The 23,545-nt window shown below is 64.1% G+C and carries 22 protein-coding genes; 10 read left to right on the top strand and 12 right to left on the bottom strand.

All coding sequences use genetic code 11. The annotated features are described in order from the left end of the window. Positions 1-25: 25 nt before the first annotated feature. Complete coding sequence (locus AB4Y82_RS04110; RefSeq protein ID WP_441602501.1) at positions 26-2,098, top strand: M13 family metallopeptidase; 2,073 nt, start codon at positions 26-28, stop codon at positions 2,096-2,098. A gap of 165 nt (positions 2,099-2,263) precedes the next feature. Here the strand turns inward: AB4Y82_RS04110 and AB4Y82_RS04115 are convergent, their stop codons facing one another. From AB4Y82_RS04115 to pdxH, 3 genes are read right to left on the bottom strand one after another with little or no spacing between them, the layout of a single operon-like run. After that, positions 2,264-3,088, bottom strand: a complete 825-nt coding sequence (locus AB4Y82_RS04115) for a cobalamin-binding protein (RefSeq protein ID WP_441602500.1) — start codon at positions 3,086-3,088, stop codon at positions 2,264-2,266. Positions 3,089-3,092: 4 nt separating this feature from the next. After that, positions 3,093-3,530, bottom strand: a complete 438-nt coding sequence (locus tag AB4Y82_RS04120) for a secondary thiamine-phosphate synthase enzyme YjbQ (protein ID WP_441602499.1) — start codon at positions 3,528-3,530, stop codon at positions 3,093-3,095. Between the two features lie 20 nt (positions 3,531-3,550). After that, positions 3,551-4,138 carry a pyridoxamine 5'-phosphate oxidase gene (pdxH, locus tag AB4Y82_RS04125; protein ID WP_441602498.1) on the bottom strand — a complete coding sequence of 196 codons (588 nt, stop codon included), beginning with the start codon at positions 4,136-4,138 and terminating at the stop codon, positions 3,551-3,553. Positions 4,139-4,180: 42 nt separating this feature from the next. Here pdxH and AB4Y82_RS04130 point away from each other — a divergent pair, with 42 nt between their 5' ends. Then, on the top strand, positions 4,181-5,011 hold the full coding sequence (locus AB4Y82_RS04130; protein WP_441602497.1) for a kinase: 831 nt from the start codon (positions 4,181-4,183) through the stop codon (positions 5,009-5,011). On the opposite strand, the gene AB4Y82_RS04135 is transcribed toward AB4Y82_RS04130, so the two are convergent. Both AB4Y82_RS04135 and AB4Y82_RS04140 read right to left on the bottom strand, forming a co-directional pair. Then, positions 5,012-5,356, bottom strand: a complete 345-nt coding sequence (locus AB4Y82_RS04135; protein WP_046970402.1) for a YbjQ family protein — start codon at positions 5,354-5,356, stop codon at positions 5,012-5,014. Between the two features lie 69 nt (positions 5,357-5,425). Beyond that, on the bottom strand, positions 5,426-6,259 hold the full coding sequence (locus AB4Y82_RS04140) for an NAD-dependent epimerase/dehydratase family protein (RefSeq protein ID WP_441602496.1): 834 nt from the start codon (positions 6,257-6,259) through the stop codon (positions 5,426-5,428). 58 nt (positions 6,260-6,317) lie between these two features. Here AB4Y82_RS04140 and AB4Y82_RS04145 point away from each other — a divergent pair, with 58 nt between their 5' ends. The 5 genes from AB4Y82_RS04145 (at position 6,318) to AB4Y82_RS04165 (ending at position 12,564) form a co-directional block, all read left to right on the top strand. Beyond that, a complete protein-coding gene (locus AB4Y82_RS04145; RefSeq protein WP_441602495.1) occupies positions 6,318-6,845 on the top strand; it encodes a shikimate kinase in 528 nt (175 codons plus the stop codon). Between the two features lie 4 nt (positions 6,846-6,849). Beyond that, positions 6,850-7,953 carry a 3-dehydroquinate synthase gene (gene aroB / locus AB4Y82_RS04150; RefSeq protein ID WP_441602494.1) on the top strand — a complete coding sequence of 368 codons (1,104 nt, stop codon included), beginning with the start codon at positions 6,850-6,852 and terminating at the stop codon, positions 7,951-7,953. Between the two features lie 216 nt (positions 7,954-8,169). After that, positions 8,170-8,430: a WGR domain-containing protein gene (locus AB4Y82_RS04155; protein WP_046970406.1), complete on the top strand. Its 261-nt coding sequence runs from the start codon at positions 8,170-8,172 to the stop codon at positions 8,428-8,430. Between the two features lies 1 nt (position 8,431). Beyond that, positions 8,432-9,499, top strand: a complete 1,068-nt coding sequence (hemE, locus tag AB4Y82_RS04160) for a uroporphyrinogen decarboxylase (protein ID WP_441602493.1) — start codon at positions 8,432-8,434, stop codon at positions 9,497-9,499. 257 nt (positions 9,500-9,756) lie between these two features. Then, the gene (locus AB4Y82_RS04165; protein ID WP_441611121.1) at positions 9,757-12,564 is read left to right on the top strand and encodes a valine--tRNA ligase; all 2,808 of its coding nucleotides are present in this window, start codon (positions 9,757-9,759) and stop codon (positions 12,562-12,564) included. 670 nt (positions 12,565-13,234) lie between these two features. Here AB4Y82_RS04165 and rimI read toward each other — a convergent pair. From rimI to pssA, 3 genes are read right to left on the bottom strand one after another with little or no spacing between them, the layout of a single operon-like run. Further along, the gene (gene rimI, locus AB4Y82_RS04170; RefSeq protein ID WP_441602491.1) at positions 13,235-13,705 is read right to left on the bottom strand and encodes a ribosomal protein S18-alanine N-acetyltransferase; all 471 of its coding nucleotides are present in this window, start codon (positions 13,703-13,705) and stop codon (positions 13,235-13,237) included. A gap of 7 nt (positions 13,706-13,712) precedes the next feature. Further along, positions 13,713-14,195: a hypothetical protein gene (locus tag AB4Y82_RS04175; RefSeq protein WP_441602490.1), complete on the bottom strand. Its 483-nt coding sequence runs from the start codon at positions 14,193-14,195 to the stop codon at positions 13,713-13,715. Further along, positions 14,195-14,965 carry a CDP-diacylglycerol--serine O-phosphatidyltransferase gene (pssA, locus tag AB4Y82_RS04180; protein ID WP_441602489.1) on the bottom strand — a complete coding sequence of 257 codons (771 nt, stop codon included), beginning with the start codon at positions 14,963-14,965 and terminating at the stop codon, positions 14,195-14,197. The genes AB4Y82_RS04175 and pssA overlap by 1 nt, the downstream gene beginning before the upstream one ends. Positions 14,966-15,165: 200 nt before the next feature. Here pssA and AB4Y82_RS04185 point away from each other — a divergent pair, with 200 nt between their 5' ends. The 3 genes from AB4Y82_RS04185 (at position 15,166) to AB4Y82_RS04195 (ending at position 18,043) form a co-directional block, all read left to right on the top strand. Continuing rightward, positions 15,166-15,597: a DUF4124 domain-containing protein gene (locus AB4Y82_RS04185; RefSeq protein WP_441602488.1), complete on the top strand. Its 432-nt coding sequence runs from the start codon at positions 15,166-15,168 to the stop codon at positions 15,595-15,597. Positions 15,598-15,689: 92 nt separating this feature from the next. After that, complete coding sequence (locus AB4Y82_RS04190; protein ID WP_441602487.1) at positions 15,690-17,387, top strand: proline--tRNA ligase; 1,698 nt, start codon at positions 15,690-15,692, stop codon at positions 17,385-17,387. 329 nt (positions 17,388-17,716) lie between these two features. Beyond that, complete coding sequence (locus AB4Y82_RS04195; RefSeq protein WP_441602486.1) at positions 17,717-18,043, top strand: H-NS histone family protein; 327 nt, start codon at positions 17,717-17,719, stop codon at positions 18,041-18,043. Between the two features lie 76 nt (positions 18,044-18,119). On the opposite strand, the gene AB4Y82_RS04200 is transcribed toward AB4Y82_RS04195, so the two are convergent. From AB4Y82_RS04200 to AB4Y82_RS04215, 4 genes are all read right to left on the bottom strand, one after another. Beyond that, positions 18,120-19,454: a porin gene (locus AB4Y82_RS04200; RefSeq protein ID WP_441611122.1), complete on the bottom strand. Its 1,335-nt coding sequence runs from the start codon at positions 19,452-19,454 to the stop codon at positions 18,120-18,122. 93 nt (positions 19,455-19,547) lie between these two features. Further along, complete coding sequence (locus tag AB4Y82_RS04205) at positions 19,548-20,876, bottom strand: MFS transporter (protein WP_441602484.1); 1,329 nt, start codon at positions 20,874-20,876, stop codon at positions 19,548-19,550. Between the two features lie 345 nt (positions 20,877-21,221). Next, entirely contained in the window at positions 21,222-21,899 is a 678-nt protein-coding gene (locus AB4Y82_RS04210) for a response regulator transcription factor (RefSeq protein ID WP_441602693.1), read from the bottom strand. Positions 21,900-22,052: 153 nt separating this feature from the next. Continuing rightward, positions 22,053-23,327: a threonine/serine ThrE exporter family protein gene (locus AB4Y82_RS04215; protein ID WP_441602483.1), complete on the bottom strand. Its 1,275-nt coding sequence runs from the start codon at positions 23,325-23,327 to the stop codon at positions 22,053-22,055. Positions 23,328-23,545 lie beyond the last annotated feature (218 nt).

A 23,545-nucleotide genomic window follows, 5' to 3' on the forward strand; every position in this document is an offset into this window, starting at 1 on the left:
ACCTCTCTCCTGGAGAATTCACCGCATGAAAGCGACCCTGCCCAACCTGCGCCGCAGCTTGCTGGTGCTGGCCCTTGCCGCCGCCTCGGTCGGCAGCGCGTATGCCGCCAGCTCCACCGCAGCACCGACGACGACCAAGCCCGACGTGGTCGCCGATCACATCGACACTTCGGTCAAGCCCGGCGACGACTTCTTCGAATTCGCCAACGGCGCATGGCTCAAGGCCCATCCGATCCCGCCCGAGGAATCGCAGTGGGGCATCGGCCAGGTGGTGCAGGACGAGCTGTACGCCAAGCTGCGCAAGATCAGCGAGGACGCCGCCGCCAACAAGAGCGCCGCTCCCGGCAGCGACGAACAGAAGATCGGCGATTTCTGGACCATCGCGATGGACCAGGCGCTGGCCGACCAGCTCGGCATCACCCCGCTGAAGGACGAACTGGCGCGCATCGATGCCGTGCACGATGTCAATTCCGCCCTCGACGAAGCGTTCGCCCTGCAGCTGCTGGGCGTGGGGCCGTTCTTCGACTTCTCCGTGCAGCAAGATGAAAAGCAGAGCGACGTGATGGCCGTGCACCTGTGGCAAGGCGGTCTTGGCTTGCCGGAGCGCGACTATTACTTCAACCAGGAAAAAGGTGTCGCCAAGGTGCGCACCGCGTATGTGGAACACCTGCACCGCACCTTCCGCATGCTGGGCAAGAGTGACGCCGACGCTGCCAACAGCGCCAAGCAGGTGATGGCTCTGGAAACCGCGCTGGCCAAGGTATCGCGCCCGCTCGCCGATCTGCGCGATCCCGAGAAGAACTACAACAAGATGGCGCCGGCCGAAGTCACGGCCAAATACACGCCCGCCATTGCATGGAACACGCGCCTAGCCGGATGGAAGCTGCCGGCCAGCACGGTGATCGTCGGTCAGCCAGAATTCTTCAGCGGCATGCAGGCCCTGCTGTCCAAGACGCCCACGCCCGTCTTGCGCGACTACATGCGCGCGCGCCTGGTGGACGCATACGCCAGTTACCTCAGCGCGGATTTCGACAACGAACACTTCGACTTCTACGGCCGCACGCTCAAGGGCCAGGCGCAGCAGAAGCCGCGCTGGAAGCGCGCCTTGCGCGCCGAGAACAATGCGCTCGGCATGATCCTTGGCCGCATCTATGTGAAGGACTATTTCTCCGAGGCCTCGAAGCAGCGCTACAACACGATGGTGGAAGCCATCCGTACCGCCTACGGCGAGCGCATCGACCAGCTTGACTGGATGAGCCCCGCCACCAAGGCCAAGGCGCACGAAAAACTGGCGGCGATCACCAAGAAGGTGGGCTATCCGGACAAGTGGAAGGATTATTCCAAGCTCACCATCGGCCGCACCTCGTACGCGCAGAACATGATGAATGCCACGCGCTGGCAAGCCGAAGACATGATCAGCAAGTTCGGCAAGCCGGTGGACCGCAACGAGTGGGAGATGACCCCGCAGACGTACAACGCCTACTACAACCCTTCCAACAACGAGATCGTGCTGCCCGCCGCGCAGTTCATGATCCCGGGTTTCGCCGACAACCAGATCGATGATGCGGTCGTCTACGGCTACGTCGCCGCCTCCACCATCGGCCACGAAATCACCCACGGCTTCGACGACGAAGGCCGCCAGTACGACGCCAAGGGCAACCTGGTGGACTGGTGGACCAAGGAAGACGCCACTCGCTTCAAGCAGCGCGCCGACGTGATGGTCAAGCAGTTCAATGCCTACGAACCGCTGCCCGGCCTGCACATCAACGGCGAAGCCAGCCTCGGCGAAAACATCGCCGACTTCGGCGGCATCATGATCGGCATCGATGCGTTCAAGAAGACCGAGCAATACAAGAAGGGCGAAAAGATCGCCGGCTACACGCCGATGCAGCGCTTCTTCCTCGGCTATGCCCTGGGTTGGCTGTCACAGGAACGCCAGGAACAGCTGCGCACCGGCCTGCTCTCCGACGTGCATGCACCGGCCAAGTGGCGCGTGAATGGTCCGCTGTCGAATGTGCCGGATTTCTATGAGGCGTTCGACGTGAAGCAGGGCCAGCCGATGTGGCGGCCGGAAAATCAGCGGGTGAAGATCTGGTAATGCCTTTTTGACCCCTCTTCCTTCCGGGAGAGGGATCGCTGGGTCTGTGGGAGCGCACCCTGTGCGCGACGGTCACGCTGCGGTGTATCGCTCCGTCGGCTTGTCGCGCACAGGGTGCGCTCCCACAGTGTTTTTGCGGCCTCCGGATGCGCCCTTGAAAGCAAGTCAGCTGCTTTGCTTTCTGTCCCACTCCGCAAAAATCCCATGCATGGCCTCAAGCCCATCGAACAACGCCGCCGGACCCGGCTGCAAAATGATCGGTGACTTGATCTCATAAAGATCACCATGCTGTACGGCCGGAATCGCATCCCAGCCATCGCGCGCCGCCACCTTCTCCGGGCGAAAGCGCTTCCCACACCATGACCCCAGGATGATGTCCGGCGCCGCGCGCACGACCTCCTGCGGATCGGCCAGGATGCGATGCTTGGCCAGGGACTCGCCCGACATCTGCGGAAACACATCCTCACCGCCAGCGATGCGGACCAGCTCCGCTACCCACTGGATGCCGGTGATCAACGGATCGTCCCACTCCTCGAAGTAGACCTTTGGACGCCGTGCGAACTGAGCTGCTGCAGCTTGGATGCGCTCGATCTGCTGCTCGGCCTTGCGCGCGTAGGCCTCTGCCTTGTCGAACGCGCCCACCATCGCCCCCAGGCGCCGGATATAGGCGAGGATGCCATCGACGCTGCGATGATTGCTGATCCACACCTCCACGCCGGCTTTGATCAACTCGCGCGCGATATCGGCCTGGATATCGGAAAACCCAACCACGAAATCGGGCTCGAGCTTGAGGATCTCGTCGATCTTCGCGCTGGTGAAGGCCGACACCTTGGGCTTCTCCTTGCGCGCCCGCGGCGGCCGCACGGTGAAGCCGGAAATGCCGACGATGCGATGTTCCTCGCCGAGCGCGTAAAGCACTTCGGTGGGTTCTTCGGTGAGGCAGACGATGCGCTGCGGATAGTGGTCGGTGTTGCTGCGAATTTCAGTCACGCTTTCAATGCCCCAACACGGTCACCGTGATCTTGCGCTGATGCGGATCGCGGCGGTGTTCCCATAGATAAATGCCCTGCCAGGTCCCGAGCTGCAGTTTCCCGGCGTGCACCGGCACCATCAGGCTGACGCCGGTGAGAATGGCACGCACGTGTGACGGCATGTCGTCCGGACCTTCCTCGTCATGCTGGAAGATGGCGTCGCCATCGGGCACGGCGCGCGAAAACCAGCGTTCCAGATCCTCGCGTACGGCCGGGTCGGCGTTTTCGCTGACCAGCAGCGAACAGCTGGTATGCAGGCTGAAAACATGGGCAATGCCCGTGTGCACGCCGCTGGCGGATACGACATCACTCACCTTGTCGCTGATGTCGGTGAAGCCGCGCCCGCGGGTGTGCACGACAAAACCATTCTGGGCGACGTGATCGGCGGGCGCTGCACGCATGCGGATAGCCTTGGTCGGGTTTAGGGGTATAGCAGACGGCTCGTCCAGGTCTGGCCGTGACGACTCCAGCGCACGCGCTCGTGCAACCGGTAGTCGGCGCCGTACCAGAACTCCACCATGTCCGGCTCCACCACGTATCCGCCCCAATGCGGCGGACGCGTCACCGGACGGCCTTCGAATTCGTGTTCGTAGCGCGCGTAGCGCTGCTCGAATGTTTCGCGATCAGGCAGCGTCTGCGACTGCAGCGACGCCCAGGCGCCGAGCTGGCTCTCGCGTGCGCGCGTGGCGAAGTACGCATCCGATTCTTCCGGCTGCACTTTGCGCGCCACACCTTCCACCCGCACCTGCACGGCGTTGCGCAGCTGCTTCCAGTGGAAGCACAGCGCCACCTGGGCATGCGCCTCGAGCTGGCTGCCCTTGTCGCTTTCGTAATTGGTGTAGAAGCGGAACCCGCGCTCGTCGGCACCCTTGAGCAAGACGATGCGCGAGCTCACCCGCCCGGCCGCATCGACGGTGGCCAGACTCATGGCCGTGGGCTCGGGTTCTCCCGTCGCCGCAGCCTCGTCCAGCAGTTGAGCGAAAGTGTCAAGAATTTCTGGTTTCAGCATGGGGGTCTTGAATCGTGGCTCGCGCGCGCCATCATGGCTGGCATGTCTCCAGATGCTAGCACGCAGAATTCAACCCTGGCCGGGCACCTGCTCGACCAATACGCCGGACGCATTGCCCGCGCCCGCCGCCCCTACGTACTGGGGCTTTCCGGCCTACAAGGCAGCGGCAAGAGCACGCTGGCGCGGGAGATGAAGGCACAGGCCGAGACCCGCGGCTGGCCTTGCGAGGTGCTGTCGCTGGACGACTTCTATTATTCGCGAAGCGAACGTGAAGTCCTTGCTCACCAGATCCACCCGCTGCTGCGCACCCGCGGCGTGCCGGGCACCCATGAAATCGAGCTGTTGCTGTCGGTGCTGGCCGCATTGCCGCAGGCTTCTGACAAATTGCCGGTGAGTTACCCGCGCTTTGACAAGGGTCGCGACACTCGTGTGCCGCCGTCGAAGTGGCCCAAGGTGATCCGACCGCCCAAGCTGGTGATCCTTGAAGGCTGGGCGCTCGGCCTGCGTCCGCAACTGCAGGCCGCGCTGGAAGAGCCGGTGAACTCGCTGGAACGCGACGAAGACCCCGAAGGCATCTGGCGCCACTGGGTCAACAAGCAGCTGCGCGCCTACCAGCCGCTATGGCGCAAGCTCGATGCCTTGATCGTGCTGCAGGCGCCCAACTGGGAAATCGTGCGCCGCTGGCGCAGCCAACAGGAAGAAGACCTGTTGGCGCGCCATGCGCCGCTGGCGATGGACGCCGACACCATGCTGCGTTTTCTCGCCCATTACGAACGATTGAGCCGCCACGCGCTCGCCACCTTGAAGGAACAGGCCGACACCTCGGTGGAATACGACGACGACCGCCACGTCATCGCGCTCAACCACAGCTGATCAGGCGACCGGCTCGACCACCACCGCCGTACCGTAGGCCAGCACTTCGGTCACGCCTTCGGCCACGTCGTTGGCGTCGTAGCGCATGCCGATCACGGCATTGGCGCCGCGCTCCGCCGCGTGGCGCATCATCAGCTCGAAGGCTTCTTCGCGCGCCTTCTCGCACAGTTCCGTGTAGATGGTGATATTGCCGCCCACCAGGGTCTGCAAGGCGGCGCCGAGATTGCCTACCACGCTGCGCGAACGCACGGTGATGCCGCGCACGATGCCCATCGGGCGCACGATGCGATAACCCGGCAGCTCGTTGCCGGTGGTGATCATATGGAGCGACACATTGCTGGGCATGGAACTCTCCGGGATGAGTGAAATATCACAGCTGATCTTGACCGGGCGGTGGCGCGCCCGAATCGTGACTCAAGCGTCGCCGTCCAGCAACGCAGCGTAGCCCTCGCGCGCATCGGGCCATTGCGGTACGAAGCCGCTGGCGCGCAAGCGCGCATTGCTCAAGCGTTTGCTGCCGACACCCGCGGGCGCCTCGCCTTCGGCGGGTAGCGGCGCCTGCACGCGCCGCGCGAGCGCGTCATAAAGCGCGTCCAAAGGCAGCGGCGTGTTGTCGACGCCAAGATAGAGCGGCAATGGGTCGCGCATAAACAGCAAGTGGACGATGGCCGAGGCGGCGTCATCGACATGGATGCGATTGGCCCAGTGCGGTGTCGCGCGCGGCACGCGCACCACCCCATTGCGCAGGCGTTCGATCAGCTGCATGCGTCCGGGCCCATAAAGCCCTGCGAGCCGCAATGCCACGGCCGGCGCGTGTTCCGCCGCGTAGCGCTCCGCTTCCATCAGCACGCGTCCGTTGAAGCCGGGCGGCGCCGGCGGTGTTTCCTCGTCGACCCATGCATCGCCATGTTCGCCATAGACCGCACTGGAGGACACGAACAGCAAGCGCTGCAGTGCCTGCGTGTCGATGGCGTCCAGCAGGTGTTGCAGGCCATCCACGAATACCGCGCGATACAGCGCCTCGTCGCGTGCATCGGGCGTCGGCAGGTAGACGATATGCGTAATGCCGTCAGGCAGCGCGCGCAGCGTTTCAGGCTTTGTCAGATCGCCCTGTATCCACTGGATGCCGTATTCATCGCTGGCAACGCCACGCCTCAGCGCCCAGACCTCGTCGCCGCGCGCCCGCAGAAGACGCGCTACCCGCAGCCCGACATCGCCCGCACCGGCAATCAGCACGCGCGCGCTCATGGCATGCTCTCCTGCCCTGGCCGCCACCGCGCGCTTTCGCGCCTGCTAGCATTTACCCATGAATCCATCGTGCAACCTGTTCATCGTCGGCCCTACCGGCGCCGGCAAGACGTCCATCGGGCGTCGGCTGGCGGACCATTATGGGCTGAGCTTCATCGATATCGACCAGGAAATCGAACGGATTTGCGGCGTGCCGGTCAGCACCGTGTTCGAGATCGAGGGCGAGGCCGGCTTCCGCCAGCGCGAAAGCGCGCTGCTGGAGGAAACCAGCCGCCGCAGCGGCGTGCTGATGGCCACCGGCGCCGGCGCCGTGCTCGATCCGGCCAACCGCCGCCTGCTCTCTGAACGCGGCTACGTGCTGTGGCTGCAGGCCACCCTGGAGCAGCAGCTTGAGCGCCTGGCGCAGGATCGCCAGCGACCGCTGCTCGCCGGTGTGGACCGCGCCGAGCGTCTTGCCGCCATGGCAAACAGTCGCACGTCGCTCTACGAGGAACTGGCGGATCTGGCGATCCCCGGCGCCCACGAAACCGTGCAGGCCGCCAGCGCGCGCAGCATTCTCCTGATCGACCAGCATTGGCAACGGTAGCCGCATGACCACCACGACGCACACCCAGCCCCGCACCATCGACGTTGCCCTCGGCGATCGCAGCTATCCCGTGTGGATCGGCCCCGGCCTGCTCGCCGATGGCGCCCGCTGGCGCACCGCCCTGCGCGGCCGCCATGCGCTGGTGATCAGCAACACCACGGTGGCGCCGCTCTACCTGGAGCGCGTGGCAGCGGGGCTGCATGGCATGCACTGGTCGAGCTTCCTGCTCGACGATGGCGAAGCGCACAAGACCTTCGCCAACGTCGGTCGCGCACTGGAGGCGCTGGCACAACTGGGAGCGACCCGCGATGCCTGCGTGGTGGCCCTGGGCGGCGGCGTGGTGGGTGATCTGGCTGGCTTCAGCGCGGCCTGCTGGATGCGCGGCATCGACTTCATCCAGATGCCGACCACCCTGCTGTCGATGGTGGATTCGTCGGTGGGTGGCAAGACCGGCGTAAATCTGCCCGCTGGCAAGAACCTCGTCGGCGCCTTCCACCAGCCTCGCGCCGTGATCGCCGATACCGACACGCTCGCCTCTTTGCCCGAACGCGAATACCGCGCCGGCCTCGCCGAAGTGGTAAAAGGCGCGGCCATCGGCGACCCGGCCTTCTTTGCGTGGCTGGAAAACAACGCCCCAGCATTGAACGCACGCGACAGCGCACCGCTGATCGAAGCGATCGCACGCAAGGTGCAATACAAGGCCGGCGTCGTCGCGCGCGATGAAACCGAACAAGGCGAACGCGCCCTGCTCAACCTCGGTCACACGTTTGGCCATGCGCTGGAAACCGCTGGCAAATACCAGGTGCTGCTGCATGGCGAAGGCGTCGCCGTGGGCATGCTGCTCGCGGCGCAGTTGTCCGAGCGCATGGGCATGAGCGAGGCGGCCGATACCGCACGATTGCATCGATTGCTGGCTGCGATGGGCCTGCCCACCACGATTCCCGCCGGCATGGATCCCGAGCAACTGCTCGCGCTGATGCGGCTGGACAAGAAGAATCTGGCGGGCACGTTGCGGTTGATTCTGTGGCGGGGTGTTGGGCGTGCTGAAATTGTCAGTGGGGTGAATGAGAAGGATGTTTTGGCGGTGCTGGAGCGCGCTGCAACCTGATGGATCGGGCTTCGTCGTAGTCGCGCACAGGGTGCGCTCCCACAGGTGTCAGCCACTCATGTGGGAGCGCACCCTGTGCGCGACGCGGCACGCCAACAGACTCACAACACCCGGCTTTCGCCCTAGCGCGACACGCCGCCGCACTCGCCCCTCAGGGGCGAAGCCTTCTAGAATGCGGGTCTGCGGTTGACCGCCCTTATCTTCGAACCGGACTCCATGCGCCTTTACCTGCAAGCCATGACCGCCACCGCCGAGGCGCCGCGCTATGCCCAGATCACACTGGAGCAGGACTTGCTGGGCGGCTGGACGCTTTATCGCGAATCGGGTGTGCAGGGCGGCAAGGCCACCCTCAAGCGCGAGCAGTTTCTCGAGCGTGACGACGCGCTCGCCGCCTTCGAAAAAGCACGCGACGCGCAGATCAAGCGCGGCTTCCGCGTGATGTTCAGCCAAGGCCTGGATGGCCCGTACGGACCTTAAGATGACCCCAGCATTGAAGAACGACCGCTTCCTGCGCGCCCTGCGCCGGGAGGCCACCGACACCACGCCCGTATGGGTCATGCGCCAGGCCGGCCGCTATCTGCCGGAATATCGCGCCACCCGCGCACGCGCCGGCAGCTTCATGGCCCTGGCGCAAAGCCCCGAGCTGGCCTGCGAAGTAACGCTGCAGCCGCTGGAGCGCTTCGAACTGGACGCGGCCATCCTGTTCTCCGACATCCTCACCATTCCCGATGCGATGGGGCTGGGGCTGAGCTTTGCGCAAGGCGAGGGCCCGCAGTTTGCGCATCCCGTGCGCTCGCGCGCCGACATCGAGAAGCTTGGCGTGCCGGATATGGAAACCGAGCTGCGCTACGTGATGGATGCGGTGCGCGTGATCCGCAAGGAACTGGACGGCCGCGTGCCGCTGATCGGTTTTTCCGGCAGCCCGTGGACGCTGGCCTGCTACATGGTGGAAGGCCAGGGCTCGCGCGATTTCGCCCGCCTCAAGGCCATGTGCTGGAGCGAGCCTGCGCTCGCGCACCAGTTGCTCGACACGCTGGCCCAGGCCGTGGCGGCCTATCTGATCGCCCAGGCGGCCGCCGGCGCCCAGGCGCTGATGATCTTCGACACCTGGGGTGGCCTGCTGGGCCCCGCGCCGTTCCGCGAGTTCTCGCTGCGCCATATGACCCAGGTGGTCGAGGCGCTGAAGGCCCACCCCGCCAGCCGCGACCTGCCCGTCACCCTGTTCTCCAAGGGCGCCGGCCAGCACCTGGCCACCATGGCCGACACCGGCTGCACCGCGCTGGGCGTGGACTGGACCATCGACCTGGCCGACGCCCGCCAGGCCGTGAATGGCCGCGTTGCCCTGCAGGGCAACCTGGACCCGGCCATCCTGCAGGCCAGTCCCGAGGTGATCCGCCGCGAGGTGCGCCGGGTGATGGACAGTTACGGCAACCATCCTGGCCACGTGTTCAACCTGGGGCACGGCATCACTCCTGAAGTGAACCCGGAGCATGTGAAAGTGCTGGTGGATGAGGTGCACGCATACGGCAGGCAGCTGCGCGGCTGACGCTTGCTCCCTCTCCCCTGCGGGGAGAGGGCCGGGGTGAGGGGCGGGTGCTCGCGGAAGCCTTACCTACCCCAAGAAAAGCCCCCATATTCCAATCAAGCGTTCGGGCAAGCCCCGACCCCTCATCCCAGCCTTCTCCCCTCCGGGGCGAAGGAGCTAGAAGCGGGCTTTTGGCACCCCAGCCCCCCCGCCCGTACAATCGACCCTTTACCGACTATCCCCACGCGCCAGCCCCGGCGCGCAATCGCGAGCCCCTGATGGACAAGAGTTTCGAGCCCGGCCAGATCGAATCGAAGTGGTATGCCGCCTGGGAAGCCAGCGGCGACTTCAAGCCGTCCGGCCAGGGCGAGCCCTATTGCATCCTGCTGCCGCCGCCGAACGTCACCGGCACGTTGCACATGGGCCATGCCTTCCAGCAGACCGTGATGGACATGCTGATCCGCTACCAGCGCATGCGCGGCATGAACACGCTGTGGCAGGTCGGTACCGATCACGCGGGCATTGCCACGCAGAAGATCGTCGAGAACCAGCTCGCCCTGGACGACAAGACGCGCCATGACCTGGGCCGCGAAGCGTTCGTGGAACGCGTGTGGAAGTGGAAGGAAGAATCCGGCTCCACCATCACCAACCAGATGCGCCGCATCGGCGCCGCCGCCGACTGGTCGCGCGAACGCTTCACCATGGACGAAGGCCTTTCGGAGGCCGTGCGCAAGGTGTTCGTCGAGTGGTTCCGCGCCGGCCTGATTTATCGCGGCAACCGCCTGGTGAACTGGGATCCGCTGCTGGGCACCGCTGTCTCCGATCTCGAAGTGAACAACGTCGAGCGCGACGGCCACATGTGGTCGATCCGCTACCCCACCGCCGACGGCAAGGACAGCGTCGTGGTGGCCACCACGCGTCCGGAAACCATGCTGGGTGACGTCGCTGTTGCCGTGAACCCGGAAGACGAGCGCTACACGCACCTGACCGGCAAGACGCTGCGCCTGCCGCTGAGCGGCCGCGAGATTCCGGTGATCGCCGACGATTACGTCGATCGCGAGTTCGGCACTGGCTTCGTCAAGATCACGCCAGCGCACGACTTCAACGACTACGCCATCGGCCAGCGTCATCAACTGGCACCGATCAACATCTTCACGCTGGACGCGAAGGTCAACGAAAACGCGCCCGAAAAATATCGCGGCATGGACCGCTATGAAGCACGCAAGGCCGTGCTCGCGGATCTGGAAGCCGAAGGCCTGCTCGTCGAAACCAAGCCGCACAAACTGCAGGTGCCGGTGAGCCAGCGTTCGGATGCGGTGATCGAGCCGATGCTCACCGACCAGTGGTTCCTCGATCTGACCAGCGAGAAAGGCCGCAAGGAAATCACCGAGCCGGCGCTCGAAGCCGTGCGCGGCGGCGAGATCAAGTTCGTGCCGGAAAACTGGAGCACCACTTACACGCAGTGGCTGGAAAACATCCAGGACTGGTGCATCAGCCGGCAGCTGTGGTGGGGCCATCGCATCCCGGCGTGGTACGACGAAGCCGGCAATATTTTCGTGGGCGAAGACGAAGCCGATGCACGCGCCCATGCCAGCACGACGCCCGTGGGCGCGCTGCGCCAGGACGACGACGTGCTCGACACCTGGTTCAGCTCCGCGCTGTGGCCGTTCTCCACGCTCGGCTGGCCGATGGACGGCCCGGTGAAGGACGAACACGGCAACGTCGTGGCCGACTGGTCCAACGACAACGTGTTCCTGCCCAGCGCCGTGCTGGTCACCGGCTTCGACATCATCTTCTTCTGGGTCGCGCGCATGGTGATGGCGACCAAATACTTCACCGGTCGCGTGCCCTTCCGCCATGTCTACATCAACGCGATCGTGCGTGATGCGGAAGGCCAGAAGATGTCCAAATCCAAGGGCAATACGCTCGATCCGCTGGATTTGATCGACGGCATCGAGCTGGAGCCGCTGGTGGCCAAGTCCACCAAGTCGCTGCTGATCCCGCAGGTGCGCGACAAGGTGGAAAAGCGCATCCGCAAGGATTACCCGACGGGCATTCCCGCCATCGGCACCGACGCACTGCGCTTCACTTTCGCGGCGCTCGCCAGCTATAGCCGCACCATCAACTTCGATATCAAGCGCGCCGAAGGCTACAAGGCGTTCTGCAACAAGCTGTGGAATGCTGCGCGCTTCGTGCTGATGAACCTGCCCGAAGGCCAGCTGCCCGCACCGGGCGGCGCGCCGGTTACCGAAGCGGAGCGCTGGATCCTCACGCGCCTCAAGCAGACGCTGACCGACGTCGAACAACACTTCGCCAGCTATCGCTTCGACCTGCTCGCGCAAGAGTTGTACGAGTTCACCTGGAACGAGTTCTGCGACTGGTTCCTGGAACTGTCCAAGCCCGCATTGAATGGCGACGATGCTGCCGCTGCAGCGTCCACGCGCCACACGCTGGTGGTGGTGTTGGAAACCATCCTGCGCGCGCTGCATCCTATCGTGCCCTTCATCAGCGAAGAGATCTGGCATTCGGTGGCGCCCAAGCTCGGCCTCGATGCCAAGTTCCTGCTGGAACGCCCGTGGCCGAAGGCCGAGGAGATCGTGGCGGACGACGCGGCCACGGCCGAAGTCGAATGGTTCAAGAACGTGCTGAGCGGCATCCGCCGCATCCGCGCGGAAATGAACATCGCCCCTGGCAAAACCATCCCGCTCTTGCTCGCCGACGGCGACGCGAGCGATCGCGCACGCGCCGCCAAATTCGCCGCACAGATCAGCTTCCTCGCTCGCGTGGACGCGCCGCAGTGGATTGAATCGGGCGCCGACGAACCAGCCGCCGCAGCCGCCGTGGTGGGTTCGATGCGCGTGCTGATCCCGCTTGCGGGCCTGATCGATCTTGGCGCGGAGAAGACTCGCCTCGCCAAGGAAATCGGGCGCATCGAAGTCGAGATCAAGAAGTGCGAAGGCAAGCTGGGCAACGCGAATTTTGTGGCCAATGCACCAGCGGAAGTGGTGGCGCAGGAACGCCAGCGCATCGCCGATTGGGGCGTGCAGCTGACTGCGTTGCGCGAGCAGGCGCAGAAGCTGGGCTGAGGCGATTCAAGCGCCTCCTCTCCCCGCTACGCCGCAACGCGCCGTAGCGGGGAGACCTAAAGCGGAGTCTCGCTCCGCATCTGCATGAGCCCTTCAACCATTGGCCTGCCCGCTTGTCTGTGGGAGCGCACCCTGTGCGCGACAGCCACGCCTGGGCGTTCCGCTTCGTAGGTTTGTCGCGCACAGGGTGCGCTCCCACAAAAAGCCGACCGGCCATTTGGCCCGCTACAGAACTGCGTCTCCCTTGTAGGAGCGCACTTGTGCGCGACCGCAGCGCGTCGGCGTACGGCTCCGTCGGCTGGTCGCGCACAAGTGCGCTCCTACAAAAAGCTGCCGGCTCGGCAACGCAGAGCACTTATCGGCTCTTGATGTGGCTCTCCCCCGGGGTCCCCGTATGACGCGGCGGGCGGGGGGCCCTTCTCCGTTGGTTACTTTCTCTTGGGCAAGCAAGAGAAAGTGACCCGGCCTTCCCAAAAAGGGGACTAGCTTTGCGTCGCCGGCAGGAGGACGGAAGCCCGCGGCAGGCGAGCCAGGTCGCCGTATCGCGACAACTAAGCACCGAGGCTTTGAATGACCAGCCTTCGACTGTTGAAAAGCGCTTCCGACCTGCGCCGGGATGACGAGCTGGAGTACGGCACATGCGGAGCGATCAACCCGCAACCAGCAACCCCTACCCCGCCACTAAATCCAACGCCATCACAATCGCATCCTCCCGCCCATCCTTGGCCGGGTAATACTTCGGCCGCCGCCCAATCTCCTCAAACCCCAGCGACCGATAAAGATTCTGCGCCGAAGGATTGGACGGCCGCACCTCAAGAAAGACCCGCCCCGCCCCATTCCACCGCGCAATATCGAGCAGACGCCGAAACAGGAAGCGCCCCAGGCCCAGTCCACGGTGATCCGGCCCAACACACACATTGAGCACATGCGCCTCGCCCGCGGCCACCGACAACACGCCATAGCCAGCGATCACCCCGTCCACCCACATCACCCAGCAGGGATGCCCCGCCTTGAGGCAATCGCTGAAGATGCCCGCGGTCCAGGGGAAGTCGTAAGACGCGGCTTCCAGCGCAGCCACCATGGGCACGTCGTCGCGGCGCATGGCGCGGATTTCGGCGTGAGGGCGGGCCACGGCGACCATGCAGGGACTACTCCGCAGCAGCGACCAGCGCGCGGCGCAAACTGCGCAGCGCATTCCACAGGCGACGCTTGCCTGCACCCGAGGCGAGCACGCTCGCCGGTTCGTCGGCCAGCACGATATGGGCGCGACTCAGCGCCGCCGCCGGCAGTTCGCGCCCCAGCGCATGCGCTTGCGCCTCGCCGAAGACCAGATAGGCGCGGGCTTCCGGCGCGGCAGGCAATCGGCCATCGCTCACTTCAATACGCGGCGCGCGCGCGACGGCGGCACCGCAGGCCATCAGGGCGCGGCCCACCAGGTCGAGCTCACGCGGCGAGCAGCCCGCGGGCAGCACAACGATGCAGTCGCCAGACACGACCTCGGCCATGGCATCGACCACCGGCAATTCGCTCGCGACAGGCTCAGCCACCGCAGTGCGCCGCACCCATGGCGTGACACCCAGCGCGCGGAGCACGCGCTCACGATGCGACACGGCGTGCGCGAGCCCGGCCATCAGGCCACTCCCCGACGACGGCGACGCGTGGCGCGTCCCCACAGGGTCATCACCGGACCGGAAAGCAAGTAAAGGGTGAACACCACGAACAGCACACGCGGCGGATCGATGAAAAATGGCACCAGCACGAGTACGCCGATCAATACCCACAGGAACGGCACGCGGTCGCCCATCGGCAGCGATTTGAAGCTGTAGTAGCGAAAATTGCTCACCATCAGCAAACCCACCAGCACCGCCATCACCAGCGTGAGGAAAGGAACTTCGGCACCGAGGATGCCGAACTTGTCCATGGTCCAGACGAACGACATGCATACCGCTGCCGCCGCCGGACTGGCCAAGCCCTGGAAATAGCGCTTGTCGACCACGCCCACCTGGGTATTGAAGCGCGCGAGGCGCAGCGCCGCACAGGCGGCATAGATGAAGGCGCCGGCCCAGCCGATCTTGCCCCAGGTCGGGCCATAGTCCTTCAAGCTCGATAGCGACCAGGTGTACATCACCAGCGCCGGCGCCAGGCCAAAGCTGACCAGGTCCGACAGCGAGTCGTACTGCACGCCGAACTCGGTCTGGGTGTTGGTAAGACGTGCCACCCGACCATCCATGCCGTCCAGCAGTGCCGCCACGAATACGGCAATGGCGGCCGCACTGAAATCGCCGGCGATGCTCGTCACGATCGCGTAGAAGCCCGCAAACATCGCGCCGGTGGTAAACAGGTTCGGCAGCAGATAAATGCCCCGGTGGCGCGGGGGGCGGACGGGCGTACTGTCGCTCATGAATCAATCCGTGACGGAATGCGCGCAGTGTAAACCATCCCCCGCTTGAGTCCGGCTGGACGGGGTGCAAGGATGCTACGGCGTCGCAGGGGGACGCGGCCGGCGTCGCCGGCGCACCGGGTCAAGCCCGGCAAGTCCGCCCGGAACGACGACCCTTTCCTTAACAAACCCGCACACCGCCCAACGTCCCGGAGCCCACCATGCGTCGACTGTTGATCGCCACCGCGCTGCTGCTCGTCGCGCCCCTGGCCGCCGCCCAGGCCTACAAGTGGACCGATGCCGGCGGCACCGTGCACTACTCCGACGCGCCGCCGCCGCAGGGCACCAAGTACAACAAGGTCACCACCTCGGGCTCGGTCGAGCCTCTGGCCGCCCCCGAACCTTCCAATAGCAACAATAGCGAGCCCAAGAGCGACAGCCAGCCGCAGGCCAAGCCACAGCCGATGGCCGATACGCCCGAAAACCGCACCAAGCTCTGCGCCAATCTCAAGAACAATATGGAGACGCTCAAGAGCAGCGGGCCGGTGGTGATGCAGGACGGCGATCAGCAGAAGGTCATGAACACCGACCAGCGCAAGCAGCAACAGGCCGCCGCCGAAGCGCAATACCAGCAGTATTGCTCGGGCAACTGAGCCTGCTTCAGCGCGAAGAAGCTGCCGCGACCCGCGAGTTTGAGCATCGCGGGCCGCTATAATCGGCCTCTTTCTCCGCCGGATCCGCTCGCATGCGCCTCAGCCAATTCCACCTGGCCACCGTCAAGGAAGTCCCTGCCGACGCCGAAATCGCCAGCCATCGCCTGATGCTGCGCGCCGGCATGATCCGCAAGCTGGCTGCCGGCCTGTACACCTGGTCGCCGCTGGGCCTGCGCGTGCTGCGCAAGGTGGAGGCCGTGGTGCGCGAGGAAATGGATCGCGCCGGCGCCGTCGAGCTGCTGATGCCGACCATCCAGCCCAAGGAGCTGTGGGAGGAAAGCGGCCGCTGGTCCAAGTTCGGTCCGCAGCTGCTGAAGGTCAAGGATCGCAAAGAGCAGGAGTTCTGCTATGCGCCGACCGCCGAGGAAGTGATCACCGATTACGCTCGCAACGAGCTCAAGAGCTACAAGCAGCTGCCGGTCAACTTCTATCAGATCCAGACCAAGTTCCGCGACGAGATCCGCCCGCGCTTCGGCGTGATGCGCGCGCGCGAGTTCCTGATGAAGGATTCCTATTCCTTCCATCTCACGCAGGAATCGCTGCAGCAGACCTATGACGCGATGTACCAGGCGTACGCGCGCATCTTCACGCGCCTGGGCCTGAAATTCCGCGCCGTGCAGGCCGACACCGGCGCCATCGGCGGCAACGCCAGCCACGAGTTCCAGGTGCTGGCCGATTCGGGCGAAGACGCGATCGCGTTCTCCGATGCCTCCGATTACGCAGCCAACATCGAGAAGGCCGAGGCACTCGCACCCACCACGGCGCGCCCTGCCCCGGCCGCCGAGCTCACGCGGGTGGATACGCCCACGCAGAAGACCATCGAGGACGTCGCCAGCTTCCTCAAGGTCTCGCCGCAGCAATGCGTGAAGACCATCCTGGTGCGCGGCACCGATGGTCTGGTCGCGCTGTGCGTGCGCGGCGATCACGAAGTCAATGAAGTGAAGGCCGGCAAGCTGGCCGAGATGCCGGGCGAATCCGTGCTGGCCACGGAAGAGGAAATCCTCGCTCTCACCGGCACCCGCCCGGGCTTTATCGGCCCGGTGAAGCTGCCCGCGGAAATCCCGGTCATCGTCGACCGCGACGCCGCCGTGCTCGCTGATTTCGTCTGTGGCGGCAATCAGGACGGCACCCACTACACCGGCGCCAACTGGGATCGCGACGCGCGCGTGACCCGGGTGGAGGACATCCGCAAGGTCGTGGCGGGCGACGCCTCGCCCGATGGCAAGGGCACGCTGCACATGGCCCGCGGCATCGAAGTGGGCCATGTGTTCCAGCTCGGCACCAAGTACGCCGAGGCGCTCAAGGCCACGGTGCTGGACGAGAACGGCAAGGCCCAGGTGATGATGATGGGCTGCTACGGCATCGGCGTCAGCCGCATTGTGGCGGCCGCCATCGAGCAGCGCCACGACGACGCCGGCGCCATCTGGCCCGAGCCCATGGCGCCCTGGCGCGTGGCCGTGTGCGTGATCAATCCCAAGAACGCTCCGGAGATCGCACAGGCGGCCGACGCGCTCTACCAGGCCCTGCAGGGACGTGGCATCGACGTGGTGCTGGACGATCGCGGCCTGCGTCCGGGCGCCATGTTTGCGGATATGGAACTCATCGGCATCCCGCATCGCGTGGTGGTCAGCGAACGCGGCCTGGCCGCCGGCACGCTGGAATACCGGGCGCGCCACGAAGCCGAGGCCCGCGCCATCAGCCAGGACGAGCTGTTTGCACTCCTGGGCTGATCGCCACTGAAAGCCCCAGAAAGCGGCCGCCTAGCGGCCGCTTTTTTTATGTGAATCCGCGCAATAACCCGGGTCGCTGGTGGGCGACGCGGGCGCTGCCGGAGTGCGGGAGGCCAGCCTCCGATGTCGCTCTGCCCCCCCTCAGGCTCGATACGGGCTTTGGTCCCTATTGGCATTAATGTCCTGGCGGATCGCTAAGAATTTTTCCCAATCAGTACTATTTGCTTTGCAACAGTTCAGTTAATCGGTAAAAATCAATAATCCAAAAGAGGTACTGCTTAAGTCGCAGTACCCAAGTCAGGCAGTCACACTCACCCCGGGAGTTACGCATGGCAGTTGATCTCAAGAGTCTCAACCATAACCAGCTCAATGACCTGATCAATAAAGCGCAGGTTCGCCAGCAGGAGTTGCGCAAGGAAAAAGTCGGCAAGCTGCGCGAGAAAATCCACGCACTGATCAAGGCCGAGGGTTATTCCTTCGAAGACATCTTCGGCAATGCACGTGGCGCCAAGACGCGCCGCAGCGGCGGCACGGTGGCACCGAAGTATCGCAATCCCGCCGACCCCGAACAGGTATGGTCCGGCCGCGGCAAGCGTCCGCGCTGGTTCAACGATGCGCTGAAGGCCGGTAAAAAAGAAAAGGATCTGGCGATCTGATCGCTAATCAGCGCCATAGAAAGAGCCGGCCATTGGCCGGCTTTTTTTTATCCGTGCACGTTGATTTTCAGAGCGCCTAGAACTGAAAGCGCACGCCTACCATCGGATCAATCGTCGACCTGTGCAGGTAACCTGCGGCGAGTCCGTCCGAAACACTCGAGAACATCGCACCTGTATAAGCGTCGAAACGCTTGGCGAAGTTGTGCCAGACCAGACGCACCGAATAGGCATCGAGCTGGCCGCTGCAATTGGCCGCGCTGCGTTCATGACAAATCGTTTTGCCGTAGGCGTTCTGGTTGTAGTGATAGTAGGCGCCGGCAAGGTCGAAATCCTTGTTGATGGCGTATTTCACGCCAAGCCACGATACGTCGAGGTGCTTGGCATGTGGAAATGCCTCGTTGTTGACCACGCTGAAGGTATAACCCCCGAGGCCGGTGAAGCCCGGCCGGAGCGGGCGCGAAGGATTTTCGAATTCGATGCGCTCGAAGCCACCATATAGCTTGAAAGCGCCGAGTGTGTAGCTTCCGTCGATCGTCCACGCAGTGTTGTCCGAAACAACGGCGGCGAGCGAACCGCGCGGCATGATCCTGGCTTGCGCGGCATTGAGCGAGGCGGCGGACACGCCATCCTTTTTGCTCGCGTAGACCGCATCCACCGAGAAGTTCTGCCCATCGAAGCCGGCATTGAGTTGCCAGCCCGTGCCCTGGCCGCCATGTCCACTGTCGACCTGGTACAACGCGGCCAGACGCACGCCGCCCCACTTCCCGTTGTACTTGAGCGAGTTGTCGGCCCGCGCATCCTGCGTATAACCACCACCTGAGGTGGCGCCCTGCAGGCCGATCACCGAGAACGCATATGAACTGTTCATCGGATCGTAGCGACCGATATTGTCGAGCAACACCGTATTGTTGCGTCCGGCCGTCAGCGTTCCCAGCTCCTTCGAACTCAAACCAACGAATGCCGGGCCGTTGAACAGCTGGCCTGCTCGCGACGCATCGCCTGCCGACCTCTGCTGGTCCAGCGCGCGACCGTTGTTGTAGGCAAGCGAAGCCAGACCATCGGAAAGTCGAGCCGACTGCGGATTGAAGCCGACTTCGAGATTGAAGACGAAGGCGACGCCGCCGCCCAGATCCTGCTTGCCCTTCAGGCCGATGCGCGATTGCGAAAGCCCATTCGGCGCGATCGTCGTCTGCGGCTTGTCGCTGTTCTTTGCAATCAGATACGCCGTGCCAACGCCCCAGTCCTTGCTCACTGGCGCACCATGGGTCTGGTGCACAAGGCCGATGTCGTACGTGCCATACAGCGTGAGGCCATGCCAGGTCAGTTCATCGGCGGCCTGCGCCGTGGTCGTAAAACCGGCCGCGCTGAGCAACGCGGCCAACGATAAGGCATTGCGCATTCTGTTCTTCATCAACCGGCTCCTCGACTGTTCGCGGGAAAAAGGGCCGCACTTCCCCACGGCCCGCTTGCGCGGACCGGGAGATGCGGAGGGAAAAGCTGCTGCTTAGTCCTCGATCAACGAGGTCTTCTTGGTATCGGGGAGGAAGAGGTAAACCAGCAACGAGCAGCCGATGCACGCCGTGACGTACCAATAGAACCCGCTCTCATGGCCGCTCTGCTTGAACCACAGCGCGACCGTCTCTGCGCTGCCGCCGAAGATCGCGACCGCCAGGGCATACGGAAGACCCACGCCGAGGGCGCGTATCTCGACAGGAAACAGCTCTGCCTTCACGACCGCGTTGATCGACGTGTAACCCGACACGACCACCAGCATCAGCATGATCAGTGCAAAGGCCTCGTAAGGACTCGTGACGCCACGCAGCGTGCTGAGCACCGGCACCGTCAACAGCACGCCGAGTACGCCGAATGCGATGAGGATCGGACGCCTGCCGATATGGTCGGAGAGACCGCCCACCAGCGGGTGCAGCAACATATAGACCAACAAGGTGGCGGCGTTTATCAGGGTCGCCGTCTCCTTGCTCAGGCCGACGCTGAGCACCAGGAACTTCGACATGTAGGTCGTATAGGTATAGAAGGCCAGCGTGCCGCCCATGGTCAAACCGACCACGATCAGCGCCGGACGCCAGTGCTTGATCAACAAGCCCAGCGAACTCGCCCGCTGAACGGTCGCCGCCTTGGCCTGACTGCTCACGAACGCAGCGGTTTCGGCCATGTTCCGACGCAGGAACAGTGCGACGAGGGCCACGACGGCACCAATCGCGAAGGGAATACGCCAGCCCCAGGCCTTGAGCTGTCCCTCGGTGAAAAACCACTGCTGCATGACGATCAGCACGGCCAGCGCCAGCAATTGGCCCGCGATCAGGGTGACGTAGAGAAAGCTCGACCAGAAGCCCCGCCGCTTGCCGGTAGCCATTTCGGACAGATACGTCGCCGAACTGCCGTACTCGCCGCCCAGGCTCAAGCCTTGCATCAAGCGTGCAAAGACCAGCAATACAGGCGCGGCGACACCAATCGTGTCGTAGGTCGGGCACAGCGCGATCAGCAGCGAACCCGCGCACATCAGTACGATCGAGCGCATGAGCGACGCGCGCCGCCCATGGCGGTCGGCGTAACGGCCGAAGTACCAGCCGCCGATGGGCCGCATGAGAAAGCCGACCGCGAAGATGGCCGCGGCGTTGAGCGCCTGCGATACGGCATCACCTTGTGGAAAGAACGCCTTGGCAAAGTACAGCGAGAACGACGTGTAGACGTACCAGTCGTAGTATTCGACCAAGTTGCCGATCGAGCCGCCCACGATCGACTTCAGTCGTTGCAGGGACGACAGCGACGGCGCCGCGTCGACGCCTTGGAATTCCTCAACCTTTGCTCTCATCGTCTCCCCCGTGTTTGATCACGCATGGCGCGCGACGCGACTTGCCCGTGGCAACCGCGTGGTGTTCATTCATCCTAGGGAAGCGACGCTGCAGCGACCTATAGCTAATTGGTACTAACGCACTGCAACATCAATCAAGCTCGCGCGATCTCACGCACGTACGCGCATTAGATTTGGACGTCCAAAGAACGATCGAAGCCAATCATTTCAAGCACGACCATTTGCCCTATTTGAAGCCTATGCGGGCGCCCCTACTGATTTCTTTTGTGATCATGGGCGTACATCGAGGCCCCTCCCGCCCATGATCCATCTGCCCGATCAAGGCCGCGCCATAGCGATGCGTTGTCAGCTGACGCCTTCACCGCGAATCTGCAAAGACGCGACCGGCGAGTCCAGCATAAGGCTGCGTATCAGCACCGCCGCCTGTGTGCGCGTAGTGCATTGGAGTTTCTTGAGGATCGCGTTGACATGGACTTTGACGGTGTTTTCAGACAAATGCAGTTCGTCGGCGATCTGCTTGTTGAGCAGACACTCGCCAACGCACAGCAACACTCGAAGTTGTTGTGTTGTCAGGGAGGTGAGGCGTCGCCGGGTGCGGGCGTTGGCGCTGCCATCATCGATCTTATCGGCCGGGAACCAAGTGCCGCCGGCGAGCACGATCTCGATCGCATGCCAGATGTCCCTCGCCGTGGCGGATTTCGGCACGAAAGCGGCAGCACCGAACTGCCGTGCCCGGCCCACGGTGTAGGGGTCCTCGTAGGAGGAAATCACGATCACCGGCATATCCGGGCGCTCGCAGCGCAGATGCACCAACGAGGAGAAACCGTTGGCGCCGGGCATGGCCAGATCGAGCAGGACGAGATCGAACTCGTCCGCCGTGATGGCCGTCTCCAGTGCTGCGTGGCTCGCCGCCTCGACAATGTTCACATGCGCATGGCGCGTAGTCAGCGCATAACGCAAGGCCAGCCGGAACATCGGATGGTCATCGACGATCAGAACGCTGCGCAGCTGCCCCTCCGCCATCGCATCCGGCTGCAAGGTTCTTCTCCATTCGACAGATGGCCGTTGCAGCCCAAGTAAGAATCGTAAGGTGCATCCTGCCGGAGATACTACGATGCGACGTACAGGCTATTGGCGTGCTGTCCTGTCAGCGAATACCGGCTCGGCGGGCATGTTTCAAAGCGAGCGGCGTGGCGCGATCAACAGGTCGCCAAACAGCAACCCTGCCACCAGGGCAATGAGCAGCGTGATCAGCAGCATGGTGCTGTCCATGCCCAGGGTCGTATCGCGTTCCAACATATACGACACGCTGCGAAACCCTACGCTACCGGGCACCAGCAGGATAATGCCTGGTTCGCGAATCAAGGCGCCCGGCCGATGCACGAAGCGCGCATAGAGATTGGCCACGCTGCTGAGGATCAATCCTCCAAGAAACACACCAAACGGCGCCGCCGGCAATTTGCCGGCCAACGCACCGCCCCAGCGTGTGGAGAGATAGCCCAGTACCACGGCCGCCATCACCACCAGCCAGTCGCGTCGTGCCGCGCGGAAGGAAATGGCGAAGGCGAAAGCGCCGACGAGCAGTGCCGGATAGTCCGTCCATGCGGGCAACGGCGGCAGTGCGTAATCACGCCCTTCGATGCCGAACGCGCTGCATAGCTGCGTGGCGGCGACGGTACCGAAGGTGAGTTTGATCAGCGTGGCGATGGCGCCGCCCATGCGTGCCACGCCAGCCACCAGATGCTGGCTGGAGATTTCGCGCACAGCCGTCGTGAGGGCCATGCCGGGCATGAGGACGATCAGTCCCGCCAGAATCACCGACTTGATCGCCAGCGGCACCACGAACTGGCTGACGACGATGGCGATGGTGGTCGCGACCAAGGCGCTGATCGCCTCACTCGCCACTGCCAGGCGCGGACGCGTGGCCGACAGCACCGTGATGGTGCCGATGATCAGTCCGATCAGCGCGGCCGTCACCAGGTCGGCCCACGAACTGTGCAGCAGCAGCGCCACCACACTGGCGGCGGCGAGGCCGTAACTGGCGATCACCCCGGCTTGCGCGCGGCGCGTATCGGGTCGACCCAGCTCGCGCAACAGGCGAAAACCCTCGCGCAATTCGATGTCGCCAGCGATCACCTTGTCGGCGATGGCATCGGCGTCGCTAAGGCGTCCGAGGTTCACATCACCGGGCGCCAGCCGCATCACCTGCGTCACCTGCGCCACTTCGTCCTCACCCTGGGACAGGTCGGTGAACGAAATGATGATGGCCGTGGGACTGGACCACACGTCCGCCACCAGCCCCAACCGCTGGGCCGCGCCCCAGATCGCCCCCTCCAGACGTGGCGCCGCCGTGCCGTACTGATGCAGCCGTCGCGCCAGCTCCAGCAGGAACGCGATGCGCGTATTGAGCGGCGCCAGGGCAAGCGGGGTGGGGACGGTCGAAGGATTCATCGCGTGACCGTGGGGGCGGCGTTGGCCGCGGATGATGAAGGTGGGGTCATGGGCATGACCCTAGTAAAACTGATTTGGATGGCTTTTTGTAGGAGCGCACTTGTGCGCGACCAGCCAACGGAGCGGTACATCCTCGCTCCGCGGTCGCGCACAAGTGCGCTCCTACAAGGGTTAGGCAGCTTCGTGGGTTGCGGATCAACCTTGCCGGTCGRCTCTTT

The sequence above is a fragment of the Dyella sp. 2YAF14 genome (genome assembly GCF_052114725.1).
GTDB lineage: Bacteria > Pseudomonadota > Gammaproteobacteria > Xanthomonadales > Rhodanobacteraceae > Dyella.